We start from the raw sequence: 19744 nt of genomic DNA, 5'->3' as shown, positions 1-19744 counted from the left end.
AATTGCCAAAAACGCGACTGTTAAAGTTGCGTTTTTGGTTTAATACAATTATTAGTCAGTTGAATTAGCAAGAATAAATTCAACAGTAGTTTTTATGACAGTTTTGTCGCCCAATATTTTTCGATGTCCCAGTTGGTTTGTCAAAAGTAAAGTACTGTTTTTACAATGTTCATGAATATGTATGCCAGTGGTAACTGGAACTTCCAAATCATCATTGTCATGAATGACCAAGATCGGAATAGGAATAGTTTGGACCGCTTTGTAAGCAGAATAATCATCCATGCGTCCACCATATTTAGCTTCGAAAAAATCTTTTAAATGAATGGCAATTTTTTTATTCAATTGTAATTTGAAAATAAAATCATTGAGGATGTCCTGCACAACATCACCACTACCAATAATTGTAGCATTGTTTACCTTCAACCCTTCTTTTATGGCGTTTAAGGTTGACATGCCCCCAAGTGAATGCCCCACAATACCTTCAAAGGGACCAAACTGACGCTCAATTTCATGGATTGATGCTATAAAGTCGGTCATAATGGTAGTGCTACCAGCAGATTTTCCATGGGCAGGCGCATCAAAACTTACAGTTGCATATCCGTTTTGAATCAATTCGTCCGCGATTTTGAATAATTGCGTTCCTCGTCCTGACCAACCATGTACCAATAGTATTTTTTTGTCACCGTTTCCGTAGTGGTAGGTCATTATTTCTTTTTGAATAGCCGGAACAGTGATTCTTACTTTTTTACTGTTGGTATCCATAGCATGCTCTCTTTTTGGTGTTTTATGTTTTATGGGTGTCACAAAAAGTTTGGCCGCAAATCGAGTTACAAGTTTAGTGGATAAAAAAGCGAATAGCTTAGCTATTAGGATAATAAATTTTGGTATCTCTAAATTTTTTGAAGATTGAGTGTTGTTTTTTGGCATATTGTTATTTTTTTATAAAAAGTCAAATTTAGCTTCTTTTTTACTAAATTTAAGAAGCATAAAAGTACTATAAATTCCAATTGTTTAATAAAAGGTTTTTTCAAAGCAATAAAATGTGATTTTAGTATTTAATAGTCTGATTTTTAATAGTATAGTTAATATATGTACAAGTTTAATGCTTTAATTAATTAAATATGAGACATGATAAAAAAAATATAATTGCGATTATATTAGGAGGTGGACAAGGATCAAGATTGTATCCTTTAACTGAGTTTAGGTCCAAACCAGCGGTTCCGGTAGGAGGGAATTATCGATTAGTAGATATTCCAATATCGAATTGTATGAATTCAGATATTTTTAGAATTTTTGTATTAACACAATTCAATTCGAAATCCTTAAATGCTCATATTAAAAACACCTATAATTTTAGTATTTTTAGTCATGCTTTCGTAGATATTTTGGCAGCAGAACAAACCATTGACAATCCTACATGGTTTCAAGGTACTGCGGACGCTGTAAGACAATGTATGCCTCACTTCTCTAATCATGATTTTGATTATGTTTTGATTCTCTCCGGAGATCAATTGTATCAAATGGATTTTAACGCCATGCTCGAAGCACATATAGCATCTGATGCAGCAATTTCTATCGCAACATTACCAGTAAATGCAAAAGATGCCCCCGAGTTTGGTATACTAAAGACAAATGCGCAAGGTGATATAGAATCCTTTATTGAAAAACCAGCTCCCGAATTGTTGCCGGAGTGGACCTCTGAGGTAAGTGACGAAATGAAAGCAAAAGGCAAGCATTATTTAGCCTCTATGGGGATCTATATTTTTAATAGAGCTTTGTTAGAGGAATTAATGAAAAATAAAGAAACTAAAGATTTTGGTAAAGAAATTATGCCTCAAGCCTTAGGCGTTCATAAAATTCACAGTTATCAATTTGAGGGGTATTGGACAGACATTGGAAATATAGAATCCTTCTTTGAGGCTAATATCGGACTTACCGCTGACTTACCTGAATTCAATTTGTTTGACAGTGATAATAAAATTTATACTAGACCCCGATTATTACCTCCTTCAAAATTTAAAACCACACAATTAGACAATGCTATTGTGTCTGAAGGTTGTATAATTAATGCCAAAGAAATAAAAAAATCAGTTATTGGAAATCGGTCTAGAATTGGAGCAGGAACCGTTATTGAAAATTGCTATGTGATGGGGAGCGATTTTTATCAAAGCGTAACCGATATCGAAAAGGATTTAGCAAAAGGGAAGCCCATTGTTGGAGTTGGTGAAAATTGTTATATCTATCAGGCAATTGTAGAAAAAAATTGTAGAGTAGGTAATAATGTTTTTATCAAAGGAGGAGCGCATCTTGAAAATCGTAATGAGGAATTGTATTGTATTAAAGAAGGAATTGTTGTCATTAAAAAAGGGAAAGTTATTCCAGATAATTTCAGATTAGAATAAGAGGCTTTCTATAATAAAATAAGCGAAAAAGTGTAAAGTAAGATGCAAAATCAAACAAGAATTGTTATTGAAAATGTGTTGCCCCAATTAGATGGTGGTGCTCATTATATTAAAAGAATCATTGGTCAAAAAGTTGCCATTAGCGCAGATGTATTTTCAGATGGTCATGATGTAATTGAATGTTGTGTAAAGTATAAGCATGAGGCCGATAAAAAATGGCAAGAAGTTAGAATGTGGCCTACCCATAATGACGAATGGAATGGCAGTTTTACGGTCGAAAAACAAGGATTTTACAGTTATTGTATTGAAGGTTGGGTAGATTATGCGTTGAATTGGCAACATGGAACGGAGCGTAAAATTCAAGACCATCAACACGTAAAATCTGAATTGCTGGAAGGTGCTGAATATATTGAAGCTATTCTAAAGAAGGTAGAACCTTCGGAGAAGGAATTCCTTCAAAACGCTTTACAGTGCTTTAAAAACGAAGCAGATTATGAAACAGCCATAAAAATGGCAGTATCCATTGAGTTAAAAAATATTTTCAAAAAATATCCCGTTCGTTACATAGAAAATAAATCTTCAGAGCTAAAGGTTTATGTGGATCGAAAAAAAGCATTGTACAGTACTTGGTACGAATTCTTCCCAAGATCCTCTGCTGCAGAACACGTAAAGCATGGTACTTTTAAGGACTGCGAACGATTGTTACCCAGAGTAGCAGCCATGGGTTTTGATACCTTATATTTTCCACCGATTCATCCTATTGGGGAAATTAATCGTAAAGGAAAAAATAACGCTACTAATGCTCAGGAAGGTGATGTTGGTTCTCCATGGGGAATTGGTTCTCAGTATGGTGGACACAAATCAACGCATCCTGAATTAGGTTCTATTGAAGATTTTAAATCTTTGGTAAAAAAAGCCCAAGATTTAGGCATTGAGGTGGCAATGGATTATGCTTTGCAAGCAGCTCCCGATCATCCATACGTAAAAGATTTTCCGCAATGGTTCAAGTGGAGACCCGATGGAACCGTACAATATGCCGAAAATCCACCCAAAAAATACCAAGACATTCAGCCAATTTATTTTGAAAGCAAAGATTGGAAAAACCTTTGGAAGGAACTATTAGATGTAGCTTTGTTTTGGATTGAAGAATGCAATATCAAAGTCTATCGTGTCGATAACCCACATACCAAACCATTCTATTTTTGGGGTTGGCTGATTGGTGAAATCAAGAAAAAACATCCAGATGTTTTGTTCTTGGCCGAGGCTTTTACACGCCCGAAAATCATGAATGAATTGGCCAAACAAGGTTTTAGCCAATCGTATACGTATTTTACTTGGAGAAATACCAAACACGAATTGATGGAGTATGTGACCGAGTTGACTCAGTCTACCCAAAAAGAGTATTATCGTCCCAATTTTTGGCCCAATACACCTGATATTAATCCGTTTGCGTTACAAAGAGGGAACGAATCCATTCATTTGCAAAAATATTTTTTGGCCGCGACCTTAAGTTCTAATGTTGGGATTTACGGACCGGTGTTTGAATACAGAATTAGCGAACCGATGGCTCCAGGAAAAGAAGAGTATCTAAATTCTGAAAAGTATGAGTACTTGCATTGGGATTGGTCCATACAAAATAATTTGATTGACAAAATCAAGCAAATCAACGCCATTCGAAAAGAACAAGATTCTTTACAGCAAACCAATAATATTGTGTTTTGCGATACTAATAATGACCAAGTATTGGCATACTACAAGTTCAACGATAGCAAGCAAAATGAAACGCTGATGGTAGCTAGTTTAAATGCCGAGCATACCGTTCAAGCCATGGTGAGATTGCCATATGCTTCGATGGGAAATCAACCCATTCGAGTGCATGATTTGATTACGGATGCTATTTATTACTGGGAAAGCGAATGGAATTTTATAGAGCTAAGTGCCGCTTTGCCTTTTCATTTATTCAAAATTTTAAGATAATTTATCTTTTGAAAACAACACCTTTTTTTTCATCTTTATACTACACCAAATAAATGAATAAAGTACAAGTACATTCTCTTTTCACTGAATTTGATATCGATTTATTTAAAGCTGGGAAGCATTTTCGTCTCTATGAAAAATTAGGCGCACATCCAATTGAAGTGGATGGCGTGAAAGGAGTATATTTTGCCGTTTGGGCACCCTCTGCGCAGTCCGTTTCTGTGGTTGGAGATTTTAATTATTGGATAGCAGGCAATCATGAGTTGTATGTGCGTTGGGATGCTTCGGGTATATGGGAAGGTTTTATTCCAAATATCACTAAAGGCACAACTTATAAATACAAAATTCAGTCCTCCAACAACGGTATAGTTACTGAGAAAGCGGATCCTTTTGCTTTTTATTGCGAAAAACCGCCACACACCGCCTCAGTAATCTGGGATTTGGATTATAAATGGGACGATGACAAATGGATGAAGTCTCGAAAAGAGCACAATGCGCTAGATAAACCCTGTTCTGTTTATGAAGTGCATTTGGGATCTTGGAAACGCCATGCGGATGACAATAGTTTCTTAAGTTATACTGAAATGGCCGAAGACCTTGTGAGGTATGTCAAAGAAACAGGATTTACACACGTTGAGTTCATGCCCGTAATGGAATATCCTTATGATCCCTCTTGGGGTTATCAGTTGGTGGGGTATTTTGCACCTACTTCTCGTTTTGGAAACCCGCAAGAGTTTATGTATTTAGTGGATCGTTTACACGATGCAGGAATTGGAGTAATTCTGGATTGGGTACCTTCTCATTTTCCTGATGATGCGCACGGGCTAGGTTTTTTTGATGGCTCTAACTTGTTTGAACACCCAGACCGCAGAAAAGGTTACCATCCTGATTGGAAAAGTTTGGTATTCAATTATGGTCGAAACGAGGTGCGTTCTTTCTTGATAAGTAATGCTTTGTTTTGGTTGCACCACTATCATGTGGATGGATTGCGAGTTGATGCTGTGGCTTCTATGTTGTATTTAGATTATTCTAGAAACGATGGGGAATGGGAACCAAATATTTTTGGTGGACGCGAAAACCTAGACACGATAAGTTTCCTTAAAGATTTTAATGAAGCCGTTTATGCCAATTACGAAGGTGTGCAAACCATAGCCGAGGAAAGTACTTCATTTCCTATGGTGTCTCGACCAACTTTTGCTGGTGGATTAGGCTTTGGAATGAAATGGATGATGGGTTGGATGCACGATACCTTGCATTATTTTCAAAAAGAGACGGTTTATAGAAAGCACCATCAAAATGAGTTGACTTTTTCTATGACGTATGCTTTTTCAGAGAATTTTATGTTGCCACTTTCTCACGATGAAGTGGTGTATGGAAAACATTCTATAGCAGGAAGAATGCCAGGTGATGAATGGCAAAAGTATGCCAATCTAAGGTTGTTATACGGGTACATGTTCACGCATCCAGGAACAAAACTGCTGTTTATGGGTAGCGAATTTGGGCAAAGCGCTGAGTGGAATTTTGAACAAAGTCTCGATTGGCATTTGCTACAATATCCTTTTCATCTAGGAATCAAAGCCGTGATTACTGCCTTGAATACTTTGTATAAGTCTGAGCCTGCCTTGTACGAAAAGCAATTTAGTCCTGAGGGATTTGAATGGATTAACTATTCCGACCACGAGAATGCAGTTATGACTTATATCCGAAAAGGGAATGATGCAAAGAATGATTTGATTGTGATTTGCAATTTCACCCCAGTAGTTCGAGAAAATTATCGCATTGGGATTCCAAGAAAAGGTGAGTTAATCGAACTATTCAACAGCGATTCCAAGTTATTTGGCGGAAGTGGCGTGCAACAAAGCGGAAAACTAAAAGTCGAAGCCACACCTTATGATGGCAGAGATTATTCCATCGCCTTGACGTTGCCTCCTTTGGCGATTTCAGTGTTCAAAATAAAATAGCCTTGTGCATTCAAAATAAAATCGTTTATAAGACAGAAGTTTTATAAACGATTTTTTATTTGGGCGTGCCCTCCTCTAGCCAGAAAAAGGCTAGAGGAGGTCGTGCTGTACGTTCCCGCTTCCCGATAGAAAAAATCGGGAGAGCTCCACTGCCATCACTCACGCAAGCGTTTTCATAAGTACTATTCTGGAATCAAAGAAATTTTGCTTTCAATTCAGGAGTAGGCAATAAGCAATGTTCTTGTTGACCGTACCATTTGTACCTGTTTTTGGCGATATAATCATAAATGGAATTCAAAAGGGGAGAGGGAAGGATTTTAAAGACAATAGCCAAACTAAAAATTCCGCCAAGCTCCTTCGCAATGTCCAAAACCGCCTCCGATTTATAAGAATACGAAACCCCTGGTGCATAAAAAACAAGACTATCTATTTTGCGAGTATCAATACCAATGTGTTTTTGTATAGCTATACCCAATTCACTTTGTAAAGCTACAAATCGGAACACATCTTTTTTATCGTGTTGTATTATGGTTTGTACGGCAGTATTACACAAATTGCAAACGCCATCAAAAAGGATGATTTTCTTGTTTTCAGGAAGCGATAGCGATTGTTGCATTGGTTTATTGGTCATAATTTAGGTTTGAGAATATGTTGGATTACCGCAAATTCGCAAATTTTTTTTTTGTGTTTAGATTTAAGATTTGCGTTTAAGATTTCAAAATTTGATTTAAAAAAAACCTAATGTTTTATGTTAACGCGAACTAATTCCCCTCTTGAGAGGGGTTAGGGGTGTGTTTTTATTTATTGAATGCAAATATCTTGTTCAGATTATCAAGTCTAATACATTAATTGTCCATAAAAGGATATTAAATTTTAAGCTAACTTGTTCAAACCTTATTTCTTAAACGCTTCCACTAATTCTAATTCGTCTAAACTTACTTTCGAAGTAAAAATACCGTAATTAACAGTAGCTTTATTTTTCTCAATACTATCAATCGTTCCCACCGCTTTTCCATCCGCCATGCGCACTCTATCGCCTAATTTTAGAATAGGTTTTGGTTTTTCAACAACGGGTTTCAGTTTCTTTTCTTTTTTGATTGTTCGAATTTCCTCGACCTTGACTTCAACCTCTTTGATGATCTCTTTTTTCTTTTCGGTGATGACTTTGGCTTCTTTGGCAGAAACCTTTTTGCGCTTAGAGTTTTCTATTTCAATGATTTTCAAAAACTCACCGATAAGTTCTTTTTTGTTCTTATTGTTAAAATATTTCTCTGAAATGTCTTCTATTTTTTGACCAATGTAAATCGTCTTCTGATTGCTGTCATACAATTCCTGATAGCTTTCCAGTTTTTGCTTGATTTTTACATTGATGTTTTCCATTTTTTTACTTTCCTCTCTGGCTTTCGATTCTTCTTCTTTTAGTACTTGAGAGGTTTTTTCGAGTTTAGAACGTTCTTTTTGCAACGTGGCAATAGTTTTGTCAAAACGTACTTTACCGGTTTCGATTTTCTTCTTGGCACGATTGATTAAGCCAAACGGGATACCGTTTTTCTGAGCTACTTCAAAAGTAAAAGAGCTACCCGCTTGCCCCAAAACGAGTTTATACAACGGCTCTAATGTTTTCTCATCAAAAAGCATATTGGCATTTTGTGCACAAGGCAATTCATTAGCCAAAATCTTTAAATTGGAGTAGTGGGTCGTAATGATTCCAAAAGCTTCACGATGGTAAAATTCTTCCAAGAAAATTTCGGCAAGTGCGCCACCCAAATCTGGGTCGGAACCTGTACCAAATTCATCAATCAAAAACATGGTTTTTCTATTGCACTTTTTTAGAAAATAATTCATGTTTTTTAAGCGATAACTGTAGGTACTCAAATGATTTTCTATGGATTGATTGTCGCCAATATCCGTTAAAATTCGGTCAAACAAAAAGGTTTCACTGCGTTCGTGTACCGGAATCAACATACCCGATTGCAACATTAATTGTAATAAGCCAACGGTCTTTAAGGAAATGGTTTTTCCACCCGCATTGGGTCCAGAAATAACGATGATTCGGTTATCTTGGTTGAGTTCTATAGTTTGTGGATGGGTAACTTCGTTCTTTTGTTTGTTGTTCAAATACAAAATTGGATGGTAAGCATCTCTTAGAAATAACCTTCTTTCTTCACTGATTTGAGGTAAAATAGCATTGATTTTGTTGGCATATTTGGCTTTCGCAGCAATAACATCAATATCACTCAAAAACTCTTGGTATTCGATAAGCAAAGGCAAATACGGACGTATAGCGTTTGATAATTGCTTTAAGATTCGGGTGATTTCTTCTTTTTCTTCATATTCGAGATTGCTCAATTCACGCGAATATCTCAAAGTAGCTTCTGGTTCGATATAAGCAATACTGCCTGTTTTCGAACTTCCTAAAATGGTTCCTTTTACTTTACGACGATACATCGCCAAAACGGCTAAAACTCTGCGATTTTGTACAAAACTCTCTTTGATATCATCCAAATATCCCAATCCGTTATATTGCGATAAGGCCACACCGAAACTTTGGTTTACCTTACCACGAACCACGTTCATATTTCTTCGAATGTTGAGTAAATCTGGAGAAGCATTGTCTTTGATTTCACCATATTTGTCTACGACTTCATCAATTAGCGTAATGATATTTTTGGTGTATTCTACTCTAGCGGCTCTAGCATTCAAATTAGGATAATAGTCTTCGAATTTTTTTAGGAAATTCAATAAGAAATTACTTGTGCTGGAGAGCGTAGCAATTTTTCTAAAACTTCCTACTTCGAGAAAGCTATCTTCAATTCCAAGAAATTTGATTTCATGAGTAATTACGTCAAATCCGTGATTCGGAATGGCATTGTTATTTTGAAAAGAAGAAACATATTCAGAGGTTTGCAACAAAGCTTCCATCAACGTTTCTTTCTCTCTGAAAGGCGTTATGTTTAGTGCTTTTTCTTTACCAATATCGGTATTGCAAATATCCGATAAGGTTTCGAGCACAGTGGGGAATTGTAAGTCTTGTAATGTTTTTTCGGTGATAGCAATCATGAAATCGTTTAATTTTGGTATGCAAAAATAAGTATTCCTTTTTGAGTATTCGCATTATTAGTCGATAGCTTCCTTTTATATTCAATAAATACTTTTTTATGCCAACTATAAATAAAATAGATTCTCACTATCGAAAACAATTTTTACATTTGAACAAAAAAAAGGTATGACTCCAGAAGAATTAGTTCAAGAACAATTAGAAGCTTATAATGTTCAAGATTTGCAGCGATTTGTAGCTTGTTTTTCAGAGGATGTTCAAGTGTATAAATTTCCTAATCTATTGCAGTATTCTGGTACTATCAATTTTGAAAATCATTATGCAAAGGCATGGGCAATGAATCCAAATCAAAAGGCAATTGTTAATGAGAGAATGAGTTTAGGGAATTTGGTTATTGATAAAGAAAAAGTCATTGGAAGAGCGTCAGGAGAGGTAGTTCAAGTAATCGCAATGTATAAAGTGGAAGGTGGAAAAATAACTCAAGTATTTTTTGAATATGAATAATTTAAAGTCCGAACCTAAATCATTGTACTTGGCGTCAGATTGGGGATTGTTTTTAAAAGACGAGATAGAAGCCGAGTATTTTAAAACATTGATGCAAGCTGTGGATGAAGAATATCAAAATCATACCTGTTTTCCGCCAAAAGACTTGATTTTTTCTGCTTTTAATCATTGTACATTAGAAGAGGTAAAAGTAGTTATCATTGGTCAAGACCCTTATCATGGAGAAGGCGAGGCTAATGGTTTGAGCTTTTCGGTGAATGATGGAGTTAAAATCCCACCATCCTTACGCAATATTTACAGAGAGCTAACGGATGATTTGGGTGCTATTTTTATGCCTACTTCGGGAAATTTAGAAGCGTGGGCAAAACAAGGAGTTTTGTTGTTGAATGCTACTTTGAGTGTTCGAAAAGACAGTCCCAATAGCCACAAACATTTGGCTTGGAGTAAGTTTACAGATGCTGTTATCGAAAAATTAGCTTCTGAAAAACAACAGCTTGTTTTTTTACTTTGGGGAAGTTTTGCACAAAAAAAAGGCAATAAAATTGACCGAACGCAACACTTGGTTTTAGAATCGGGTCATCCATCGCCTATGAGTGCTAATCAAGGAAAATGGTTTGGGAATAAACATTTTTCACAAACAAACGCTTATTTAACGGAAAAAGGATTTGCACCTGTGGATTGGTTGAATAGAGAGTAAAAACTTGTTGTTATCACTTATTGCTATTCATTACGGTGTTTTTTTTTGGGGGATTGAAGTGTAAAGCCAGACCCTTGTGGTAACGCCCAAATAGTGAGATAAATAAAATGTATATATTAAAAAAGGAGCTCGTTGTTTTTGACGAGCTCCTTTTTTTAGCACTTAAAAGTATTATTTTTTGATGATATCTTTCAAAACGGCTTTATCTGAATAGTTAATGACTTCTAGAGTAATCTCTTGATTTTGGGTGGTTTTTCCATGCACAGTGTAAAGTTTTCCTTTTGCTACGCTGAGGTTGCTTTTGTAAAAATCTACATCACCAAACTTTAAAGTGTTTTTAATGTCAATAGTGTCAATCCATTTTTCACTTAAAATTTGAGAAGCTTTCTCTGAGTAGATAAAGGGTTTGTTGCTTAAGTCATTCAAAACTCTTGCGTTTGGGAAATAGTTGCAACGGGTGTCTTTACCAGAAAAAATGGCTGCAACGGCAAACAATCCCATGATTAGTCCTATTAGATAATAAGCGAAACGATATTGAAATTTCATGAATTTGATTTTTTTTGCAAATGTAATTCAAAGTAGGTTTAAAATACAATTAAATTAATGTCATTATCCTGAATGCCGAACCATTCTCCAATTGCTTTGTTAGTAAGGATTCCATGATAAAGATAAACACCATTTTTAAGTCCTTTGTTACAGCGAATGGCGCTTTCTATGCCGCCATCTTGGGCAATTTGAAGTAAATAGGGAGTGATAATATTACTGATGGATAAAGAAGCGGTTTTGGAATATCTGGAAGGGATATTAGGGACGCAGTAGTGTATGATGTTGTTTTTAATAAAGGTAGGCTTTTCATGCGTTGTTACTTCAGAAGTTTCAAAACAGCCTCCTGTATCAATGCTTACATCCACAATAACAGCGCCTTTCTTCATGTATTCGACCATGGTTTCGGTAACTACAATCGGACATCGTTCTTTGCCACGCATGGCTCCAATCGCTACATCGCATCGTCTTAAGGCTTTTAATAAAGATTTTGGCTGGATCGTTGAGGTGAATATGCGTTGGTTTAAATTGTTTTGCAAACGTCGTAATTTAGTAATCGAATTGTCGAATACCTTCACGTTAGCGCCAAGGCCTATGGCGGTTTTGGCGGCAAATTCTCCAACGGTTCCCGCTCCCAAAATAACTACTTCTGTTGGAGGAACTCCTGTAATGTTGCCAAATAATAAGCCTTTGCCAAATTCGGTACTAATCATTAATTCCGAAGCGATAAGTATGGAAGCTGTCCCTGCGATTTCGCTAAGCGATTTTACGGCAGGATAGGTTCCGTCTTCATCTTTGATGTATTCAAAGGCCAAAGCGGTAATTTTTTTTCGAGCTAGTGCTTCGAAATAAGCTTTTTGACGGGTTTTTAATTGAATGGCAGAAATCACAATGGTTTTGTTATGCATCAATTCAATTTCGGTCAAAGTAGGTGGTTCTACTTTTAAAATCATTGGGCAAGCCAAAACTTTGGCGGTGTCATTTGTAATTTCGGCACCTGCCTCTGCATATTCATGGTCACTATAGCTTGCACTTTCACCGGCTCCCGATTCGATCATAACGCGATGTCCTTGAAAAGTAAGTGAATTTACGGCATCTGGAGTCAAACAAATTCGTTTTTCTTGAAAACTGGTTTCTTTTGGGATGCCAATAAAGAGCTCACTTTTATGTCTGGCCACTTCGAGTTTTTCTTCTTGAGGTAGTAGTTGTTGTTTGGTAAATGGACTAATTGACATAATGAGAGGATAATTTAAGCGTACAATTTACAAAAAGTATTTTAGTAATTTTTGGTTTGCTACCATGATATGAACTTGGTTTAAACTAGAAGGAGCTCCATTTTGATGTCGGCACGTTCGTAAACGCCTGATTCAACAGGGATTTCTTTAAAATCAAAGGATTCATACAGATGAATGGCAGGTTTTAATTTTCTGTTAGAATATAAAATTAACTTTTGGATTCCCATTTTTTGAGCTTCTTCGATACAATATTTCATCAATTGCCTGCCAATGCCTAGACCTTGAACCTTTTCGGTAATGGCCATTTTTGACAATTCGAAGGTGGTTTGGTCTATTTTTAGTAACGAAACAGTTCCTACAATTTCATGCTTGTATTTAGCAAAATAAATTTTTCCGCCTTTATCAATAATTTCTCCTATAGGATTACTCAATACCAATTCGTCCCTTGGTTCCACTTTAAAATATTTATTCAACCATTCAATATTTAGTCTTTTGATGGCTTCTTTATGTTCAATTGAAAAGGGGATAATCTGTACTTCAGTTTCGGTATTTTTCATGTTGAATAGTTATTGAAGTTCTATTTTTCTGTGGCCGTCTTCCAAAATTTCAATCGTAAGTACAGCATGCTCTTCAGGAAGTAAGGAGGCTATTTTTTCTGCCCATTCTATAAAACACCAATGGCCAGAGTAAAGGTATTCATCAATACCCATATCGAGTGCTTCAATTTCTGATTTCAAACGATAACAATCGAAATGGTAAATCTTTTGTTTATCAGTAGTTTGATATTCATTAACTAAAGAAAAGGTTGGGCTACTTGTTGCGCCATTTACACCAAGTGTTTCGCAAAGTTTTTTAATTAAGGTTGTTTTTCCAGCACCCATTTCTCCATTGAACAATAGTATTTTAGGTGGATTTTGCTCTAGTATTTGTTTAGCTACTTGGTCGAGTTGCTCAATAGAATAGATAAGTGTCATTCGTTTAAAAATTTAGGTTTTTGTTGCTGATCTTTACGAAGTTTATGCTCTATTTTCTATTACAATTATTAGGCATGTGCTTCAGGAATTTTAATTTCTATAGCGTTTAATTTTAAAATGAAATGGTAAAAAAAACAATTTTTTATCAGTTAAAATACTACCATAAATCACCCACTTCATTTTTAATAAAAGCCAAAGCAGCATGACTTGGAGATTGTTTTTCTAATAAATCATTCAGTAGCACTTCACGCATTTGTTCAGCATTTTGCACCGATTCCTTTTGAGCAGCTACTCGAATCATTTGGTTAGTCGCATTTTTTGCAGTCAAAATAATACTCCAACATTGCTCAGACATATAGATTTGCTGGGTTAAATTATGTTCTAATTCCTGTTCGATATGTGCAATCAATAATTGTTCATAATCTGTTTTTACTGCCGAAATAGGGGCAATACGAATCAATAATTGGTTGAGACTGATGCGCTCCAAAAACAATGTCATACGCTCATAGGCTTGCAAACGCAACGGCAAAGCGGTTTTTTGAGCCTCTTTGTGTAATAAATAACGACGACGTTGGTCTTCGTTTTTGGTATGTAAGTTGAAAAATTGGTACGCCACTACTCCAGTAATAATAGCGGGTAAGGTGTAGCTAGCTAGTTCTATGATTTTTGATGCATCCATGATTTTCATTGGGTTTGAGTGCAAAAATAAACTTTTTTGAATAGGATTGTTTACTTGTTTGGCTGATTTATGGACGATTCAAGATAGATTTTGTAGGTAAGTATTTTTCTTTAGGGTTTAAAATTTCGTAATGATTGATCGTCATAATCATTTGATACTACTATTTTTGCTGTGACCAAAATCCTTACCACACTACAACCATTATGGATATTACCCTTTTACTTTTATTATGTTTAGCGGCTTTTGCTGCAGGATTTATTGATGCTATTGTTGGTGGAGGAGGACTGATACAAACACCTGTCGGTCTGATTTTGTTACCCAATTTTCCAGTAGCAACTGTGATTGGAACTTTGAAAGTACCGGCCTTTAGTGGGACATCATTTGCTGCATTTCAGTATTTGAAAAAAGTAGATTTAAATTGGAGGTTGCTCGGCATTATGATGCTGTTGGCATTTCCTTCGGCCTTTTTGGGATCAACGTTACTTACGTATGTGAGTAATGATTTTATGAAACCACTTTTGTTGGTTGTATTGTCGTTTTTGCTGGTGTATACGTATGCCAAAAAGAATTTTGGACAACACATCGAAAAAAATAGTTCAACTCAACGTCAACTTTTTAACGCTATTGCTATAAGCTTTGTGGTGGGGTTGTACGACGGATTTATTGGTCCAGGGACAGGGAGTTTTTTAGTCATGGCGTTCATTGCTATTATGGGATTCGATTTTTTACACGCCTCTGCGAATGCAAAAATGGTAAATCTCGCAACTAATTTTGGTTCCATTTGCTTGTTTATGGTTAAAGGTAAAATCATTTGGACTATTGCTCTGCCTATGGCGGCCAGTAATGCGGTAGGCGGATGGTTGGGCGCAAAATTGGCTATCAATAAAGGTAATAGTTTTATCCGAATCTTTTTTTTGGTGGTAGTGATTGGAACCTTGCTTCGTTTTGCGTACGATGTTTTTTATGCATAAAAAAAAAGGAGCTTTTTAGACTCCTTTTGGTGTTGTGTTATTCGGTACAATCTACAGTTTTGAATTTGTATTTTACCTTTTCATAATCGATGGGTTGGCCTTTTACAAAATACGTTTTGCCTAAATATGTTTCAATTTTGCCATTGCCAAGAATGAGTTCGTTGCCTTTTTTAAGAAGCGCCAGTGGGTTTTTAAAGATCGTTTTGTCAGTTGGTCCAACCAAATAGGAGTAGTCTACTAGTAGGGTGTCTCCGCTAAATTTCCCAGCTATAGTTCCTTCTTTGATAGGGACTTCGAATTCTTTCATGATTAAGTCTCCGGTAATGCTTCCGTCTTTTAAAGTGTTCACTTTTAAGGTCGCTGTGTCTTTTTCGAAAACCGCTTGATAACAGGCTACTGAAACAGGCGTTTCGTCTACTTTTTTCGAAGCTTCGTTTTCTTTTTTACAACTAACTAGAACTAGACACGAAAAGATCGTGTACGCTAAGATTTTGTTTTTCATGTTTTTGCCTTTAGGTATGGATTTTTAGCTCTAAAATACAAAATTTAATCGCTTTATCAATACAAAAGAGTCAAAATGTTAAAGTAAAGAGGACGTTTTTGTTGGTTTCTTTTGATATGGGATGGCTATGGGTTTTCGCAGGAGTAGGGTTTTGCGTGAGGGTAATGTCATTGAGATTAAGGACTAAACGAGAAAATGATTGCTTATTTTTGAATAACGATTCTTCATTGCTGAAAAAACTGAAAATCATTTGATCTTTATTCACTTGCTCCAAAACCTAAAATGTCTCGCCAATTCGCAACCGCTCGGTCAAGAATCGTTACGCTTCAAACTAAAATCTCTTTACTTGATGATATTGGAGTCATGTCCAAATTGGCGCCGTAGAAGTGTTTTTTAATTTGTGAAATTGACAACTTGGTTTTCGGATATCGTACTTAAATCCTTATTTTTGCCTACCTTTAATAAAAACTACATGCACCAATATATTGATCAACTTAACGAGGCACAGCGCGAACCCGTACTTCAAAAAGACGGGCCTATGATTATTATCGCGGGTGCGGGGTCAGGAAAAACAAGGGTTCTTACCATTCGTATTGCCTATTTAATGCATCAAGGAATTGACGCTTTCAATATTTTATCGTTGACGTTTACCAATAAAGCAGCGAGAGAGATGAAAAATCGTATTTCGCAAATCGTAGGTTCCGGTGAGGCTAAGAATTTATGGATGGGTACGTTTCACTCGGTTTTTGCTAGAATTTTAAGAGCCGAGTCGGATCATTTAGGGTATCCTTCTAATTTCACCATTTATGATTCTCAGGATTCCTTGCGTTGTATTTCGGGAATTATCAAAGAAATGCAATTGGATAGAGATATTTACAAGCCTAAGCAAGTTTTGAGTCGAATATCGAGTTACAAAAATAGTTTGGTCACGGTGAAGGCTTATTTTAATAATCCAGAATTGATGGAAGCCGATGCTATGGCCAAAAAACCACGTTTGGGTGAGATCTATCAACAATATGTAGAAAAATGTTTCAAATCGGGAGCAATGGATTTTGATGATTTGTTGTTGAAAACCAATGAGTTGTTAACTCGTTTTCCGGAAGTTTTGGCCAAGTATCAAAACCGTTTTCGCTATATTTTGGTAGATGAGTACCAAGATACTAACCATTCGCAATATTTGATTGTACGGGCATTATCGGATAAATTCCAAAACATTTGTGTGGTAGGCGATGATGCGCAAAGTATTTACGCGTTTCGTGGTGCGAATATCAATAACATTTTGAATTTTCAAAAGGATTATGAAGGCGTAAAAACGTTTAGATTGGAACAAAATTATCGCTCTACCCGAAATATTGTAGAAGCCGCCAATACTATCATTGATAAAAACAAAGTTAAATTAGATAAAATTGTTTGGACGGCCAATGATTTTGGACCAAAAATAAAAGTCCATCGCAGCATGACCGATGCCGAAGAAGGACGATTTGTGGCTAGTACCATTTTTGAACAAAAAATGCAACATCAGTTACACAATGGTTCGTTTGCCATTTTGTATCGTACGAATGCCCAATCACGTGCCATGGAGGATGCCTTGCGAAAGCGAGATATTCCGTATCGTATTTATGGTGGATTGTCTTTTTATCAAAGAAAAGAAATCAAGGATGTGTTGTGTTATTTGCGTTTAGTCATTAATCCAAAAGATGAAGAGGCTTTGGTGCGAGTGATTAATTATCCCGCTCGAGGCATTGGTGATACGACTATCGAAAAATTGACCATTGCTGCCAATCATTACAAACGTTCGATTTGGGAAGTGATGCAAAATGTGGACAAAATTGATTTGAAACTCAATTCGGGAACCAAAAATAAATTGGCCGATTTTGTCACTATGATTCAGAGTTTTCAGGTGATTAATGAAAATCAAGATGCTTTTTATATCACAGATCATGTAGCCAAAAAAACAGGCTTGGTTCAAGAACTCAAGAAAGACGCCACTCCTGAAGGCATGGCCAAAATTCAGAATATTGAAGAGCTACTCAACGGTATTAAAGATTTTACCGAAGGGCAAAAAGAAATTGATGGTGCCCGAGGAGCTTTGTCTGAATTTATGGAAGATGTAGCACTAGCTACCGATTTGGATAAAGACACGAGTGATGAAGATCGGGTAGCCTTGATGACCATTCACTTAGCCAAAGGATTAGAGTTTCCACATGTGTTTGTAGTCGGGATGGAAGAAGATTTGTTTCCAAGTGCCATGAGTATGAGTACTCGAAGCGAATTAGAAGAAGAACGTAGATTGTTTTATGTGGCCTTAACTCGTGCGGAACATCAGGCGTACTTGACCTATGCACAATCCCGTTATCGTTGGGGTAAACTAACCGATTGTGAGCCTTCGCGTTTTATTGAAGAAATTGATGGGCAGTTTTTAGAGTATTTAACACCAGCAGAAAGCAATTACCGCTATAAACCACAAATCGATAGTGATATTTTTGGCGATGTAGATAAATCCAAGTTGCGTTTGGCTAAACCCACAGCAGGAACTCCGCCGAAGCCAGCGGGCAATGCTTCACCAAAAACGGAGGTCAACGTTCGAAAATTAAAACCTGTAGGTAACGCCTCAAAATCAGAAGGATCCAATTTATTTGACAATCAAATGGTCGTTGGGAATATGGTCATGCATGAACGTTTTGGGAAAGGTCAAATTTTAAACATCGAAGGGGTTGGTGCTGATAAAAAAGCTGAAATTAAATTTGAAGTCGGTGGCATCAAGAAATTGCTGTTGCGTTTTGCTAAATTAGAAGTCATAGGGTAAGCACTTCCTTTAGATAAACCTTCAATAACAAATAAAAAAAGTATGGCACAATTTATTAAAATATACGAAGACAAACCTAGTGAAGCCGCCATAGCTAAAGTGGTCAAAGTACTAAAAGAAGGGGGATTGGTCATTTATCCAACCGATACGGTATATGGTTTAGGCTGTGATATTACCAACTCAAGGGCTTTGGAGAAAATCGCAAAAATTAAAGGTATCAAGTTAGAAAAAGCCAATTGGTCGTTTATTTGTCATGATTTGAGCAATCTTTCCGATTATGTACGTCAAATCGATACTGCGACTTTTAAAATTTTGAAACGTGCTTTACCAGGGCCGTATACTTTTATTTTGCCCGGAAATAACAATTTGCCAAAAGAGTTTAAAAAGAAAAAAACGGTTGGAATTAGGGTTCCTGATAACGCCATTATTCTTGAAATGGTCAAGATGTTAGGTAATCCTATTGTTTCTACCTCTATACGTGATGAAGACGATGTGATTGAATATACTACCGACCCAGAGCTTATTTTTGAAAAATGGCAAAACTTGGTCGACATCGTTATTGATGGGGGCTATGGTGAGAATATTGGATCGACTATTATTGACTTGTCGGAGTATGAGCCTGTGGTGATTAGAGAGGGTAAAGGCGATTTGGATCTTTTTTAGCCTACTTTTTTAAATAGATTTATAAATATATTTTTTTTGTAGTCTTATTTGCATTTTTACTTTATATTTACCTTATCTTAAGGTGCTATTTATTCAATACATAGTTATAATGTGATTATTAATATATTTAATTGGTTATTAAAACAATATTAAGGTCGCGTTTGGCAGGTCGAAAGACCTGCCTTTTTTGTTTATAATTATAGAGCTAAGAATTTTTCTTTGATTAAAGCGATTTCTTGAAGTGACTGTTTTTTTTACGAGTCGCAAAGTAAAGCTTATTAACCAAAGGTTTATGTCCTTTCCATAAAAGCTGTACCGATCCATTTTCAATCTCATTTTTGCAAAGAAAATCGGGAACAATTGCCAAGCCTTTTCCGGAACTTAAACACCTAACAATAGAGTTAATATTCGGAACAATATAATTGGGTCTAAAATCTGGATACTTGTTGAAGTTTAATTGCCAAAATTTGCGCAAATGCTCCATATCACCCGTTGTGCCATACCATTTTTGTTGTTGTAACCAAGTTTCAATAGTGGGATAATCGGCGGTTTTTAAAAGATGATCAAATGCTTGTCTATCCATATCTTTTCCACCTATTAAAATAATCGTTTCTTTAAAAAAGGCCTCAAAAGTTATCAAAGGGTTGGTGACAATTTGCGGAGTGATAATAATGTCCAAAATACCTTTCTCAAGTCCATCAATCATTTCTGGATACAATCCAAATTTGGGTATGCAAATAAAAAAATATAATTCACATTTGGAAACTGTTTT

General features: G+C 36.1%; 18 protein-coding genes. 8 read left to right on the top strand and 10 right to left on the bottom strand.

Translation table 11 applies throughout. The features are described from left to right. Window positions 1-51 precede the first annotated feature (51 nt). Entirely contained in the window at window positions 52-927 is an 876-nt protein-coding gene (locus tag AO58_RS0115385; protein WP_024982549.1) for an alpha/beta hydrolase family protein, read from the bottom strand. A 194-nt stretch (window positions 928-1121) separates the two neighbouring features. Here AO58_RS0115385 and AO58_RS0115380 point away from each other — a divergent pair, with 194 nt between their 5' ends. From AO58_RS0115380 to glgB, 3 genes are read left to right on the top strand one after another with little or no spacing between them, the layout of a single operon-like run. Beyond that, a complete protein-coding gene (locus tag AO58_RS0115380) occupies window positions 1122-2402 on the top strand; it encodes a glucose-1-phosphate adenylyltransferase (protein WP_024982548.1) in 1281 nt (426 codons plus the stop codon). A gap of 42 nt (window positions 2403-2444) precedes the next feature. Continuing rightward, entirely contained in the window at window positions 2445-4379 is a 1935-nt protein-coding gene (locus AO58_RS0115375; protein WP_024982547.1) for an alpha-1,4-glucan--maltose-1-phosphate maltosyltransferase, read from the top strand. A gap of 53 nt (window positions 4380-4432) precedes the next feature. Next, complete coding sequence (gene glgB, locus AO58_RS0115370; protein WP_024982546.1) at window positions 4433-6340, top strand: 1,4-alpha-glucan branching protein GlgB; 1908 nt, start codon at window positions 4433-4435, stop codon at window positions 6338-6340. A gap of 193 nt (window positions 6341-6533) precedes the next feature. Here the strand turns inward: glgB and AO58_RS0115365 are convergent, their stop codons facing one another. Together AO58_RS0115365 and AO58_RS0115360 are read right to left on the bottom strand one after the other, a co-directional pair. Further along, the gene (locus AO58_RS0115365) at window positions 6534-6971 is read right to left on the bottom strand and encodes a thiol-disulfide oxidoreductase DCC family protein (protein ID WP_024982545.1); all 438 of its coding nucleotides are present in this window, start codon (window positions 6969-6971) and stop codon (window positions 6534-6536) included. A 263-nt stretch (window positions 6972-7234) separates the two neighbouring features. Further along, a complete protein-coding gene (locus AO58_RS0115360; RefSeq protein ID WP_024982544.1) occupies window positions 7235-9400 on the bottom strand; it encodes an endonuclease MutS2 in 2166 nt (721 codons plus the stop codon). Window positions 9401-9566: 166 nt separating this feature from the next. Between AO58_RS0115360 and AO58_RS0115355 the strand changes: the two genes are divergently transcribed. Both AO58_RS0115355 and ung read left to right on the top strand, forming a co-directional pair. Beyond that, entirely contained in the window at window positions 9567-9902 is a 336-nt protein-coding gene (locus AO58_RS0115355; protein WP_024982543.1) for a nuclear transport factor 2 family protein, read from the top strand. Then, window positions 9895-10599: a uracil-DNA glycosylase gene (gene ung, locus AO58_RS0115350; RefSeq protein ID WP_051536736.1), complete on the top strand. Its 705-nt coding sequence runs from the start codon at window positions 9895-9897 to the stop codon at window positions 10597-10599. Before AO58_RS0115355 ends, ung begins: the two co-directional genes overlap by 8 nt. A 171-nt stretch (window positions 10600-10770) precedes the next feature. Here ung and AO58_RS0115345 read toward each other — a convergent pair whose 3' ends face one another. The 5 genes from AO58_RS0115345 to AO58_RS0115325 all read right to left on the bottom strand — a co-directional run bounded on the left by AO58_RS0115345 (window position 10771) and on the right by AO58_RS0115325 (window position 14030). Next, window positions 10771-11145: a DUF4258 domain-containing protein gene (locus AO58_RS0115345; RefSeq protein ID WP_024982541.1), complete on the bottom strand. Its 375-nt coding sequence runs from the start codon at window positions 11143-11145 to the stop codon at window positions 10771-10773. Between the two features lie 38 nt (window positions 11146-11183). Further along, window positions 11184-12377: an alanine dehydrogenase gene (locus AO58_RS0115340; RefSeq protein WP_024982540.1), complete on the bottom strand. Its 1194-nt coding sequence runs from the start codon at window positions 12375-12377 to the stop codon at window positions 11184-11186. Window positions 12378-12457: 80 nt separating this feature from the next. Continuing rightward, window positions 12458-12934, bottom strand: a complete 477-nt coding sequence (locus AO58_RS0115335) for a GNAT family N-acetyltransferase (protein WP_024982539.1) — start codon at window positions 12932-12934, stop codon at window positions 12458-12460. Between the two features lie 9 nt (window positions 12935-12943). Beyond that, a complete protein-coding gene (gene tsaE / locus AO58_RS0115330) occupies window positions 12944-13351 on the bottom strand; it encodes a tRNA (adenosine(37)-N6)-threonylcarbamoyltransferase complex ATPase subunit type 1 TsaE (RefSeq protein WP_024982538.1) in 408 nt (135 codons plus the stop codon). A 157-nt stretch (window positions 13352-13508) separates the two neighbouring features. Continuing rightward, the gene (locus AO58_RS0115325) at window positions 13509-14030 is read right to left on the bottom strand and encodes a DUF7935 family protein (RefSeq protein ID WP_024982537.1); all 522 of its coding nucleotides are present in this window, start codon (window positions 14028-14030) and stop codon (window positions 13509-13511) included. Between the two features lie 203 nt (window positions 14031-14233). On the opposite strand from AO58_RS0115325, the gene AO58_RS0115320 reads away from it, so the two are divergent. Then, window positions 14234-15001 carry a sulfite exporter TauE/SafE family protein gene (locus tag AO58_RS0115320; RefSeq protein ID WP_024982536.1) on the top strand — a complete coding sequence of 256 codons (768 nt, stop codon included), beginning with the start codon at window positions 14234-14236 and terminating at the stop codon, window positions 14999-15001. Between the two features lie 37 nt (window positions 15002-15038). Here the strand turns inward: AO58_RS0115320 and AO58_RS0115315 are convergent, their stop codons facing one another. Then, window positions 15039-15503, bottom strand: coding sequence for a hypothetical protein (locus AO58_RS0115315; protein WP_024982535.1), 465 nt, complete (start codon window positions 15501-15503; stop codon window positions 15039-15041). A gap of 472 nt (window positions 15504-15975) precedes the next feature. Between AO58_RS0115315 and AO58_RS0115310 the strand changes: the two genes are divergently transcribed. After that, window positions 15976-18309: an ATP-dependent helicase gene (locus AO58_RS0115310; RefSeq protein WP_024982534.1), complete on the top strand. Its 2334-nt coding sequence runs from the start codon at window positions 15976-15978 to the stop codon at window positions 18307-18309. A 42-nt stretch (window positions 18310-18351) separates the two neighbouring features. Then, a complete protein-coding gene (locus AO58_RS0115305; protein ID WP_024982533.1) occupies window positions 18352-18972 on the top strand; it encodes an L-threonylcarbamoyladenylate synthase in 621 nt (206 codons plus the stop codon). 223 nt (window positions 18973-19195) lie between these two features. Here AO58_RS0115305 and AO58_RS0115300 read toward each other — a convergent pair whose 3' ends face one another. Next, window positions 19196-19678, bottom strand: a complete 483-nt coding sequence (locus AO58_RS0115300) for a LysR substrate-binding domain-containing protein (protein ID WP_051536735.1) — start codon at window positions 19676-19678, stop codon at window positions 19196-19198. Window positions 19679-19744: the final 66 nt, after the last annotated feature.

Origin of the sequence: Flavobacterium succinicans LMG 10402 (assembly GCF_000611675.1) — a bacterium.
In the GTDB taxonomy this organism is placed as follows: Bacteria; Bacteroidota; Bacteroidia; order Flavobacteriales; family Flavobacteriaceae; genus Flavobacterium; species Flavobacterium succinicans.
This window is presented reverse-complemented; position numbering and strand designations above follow the sequence as displayed.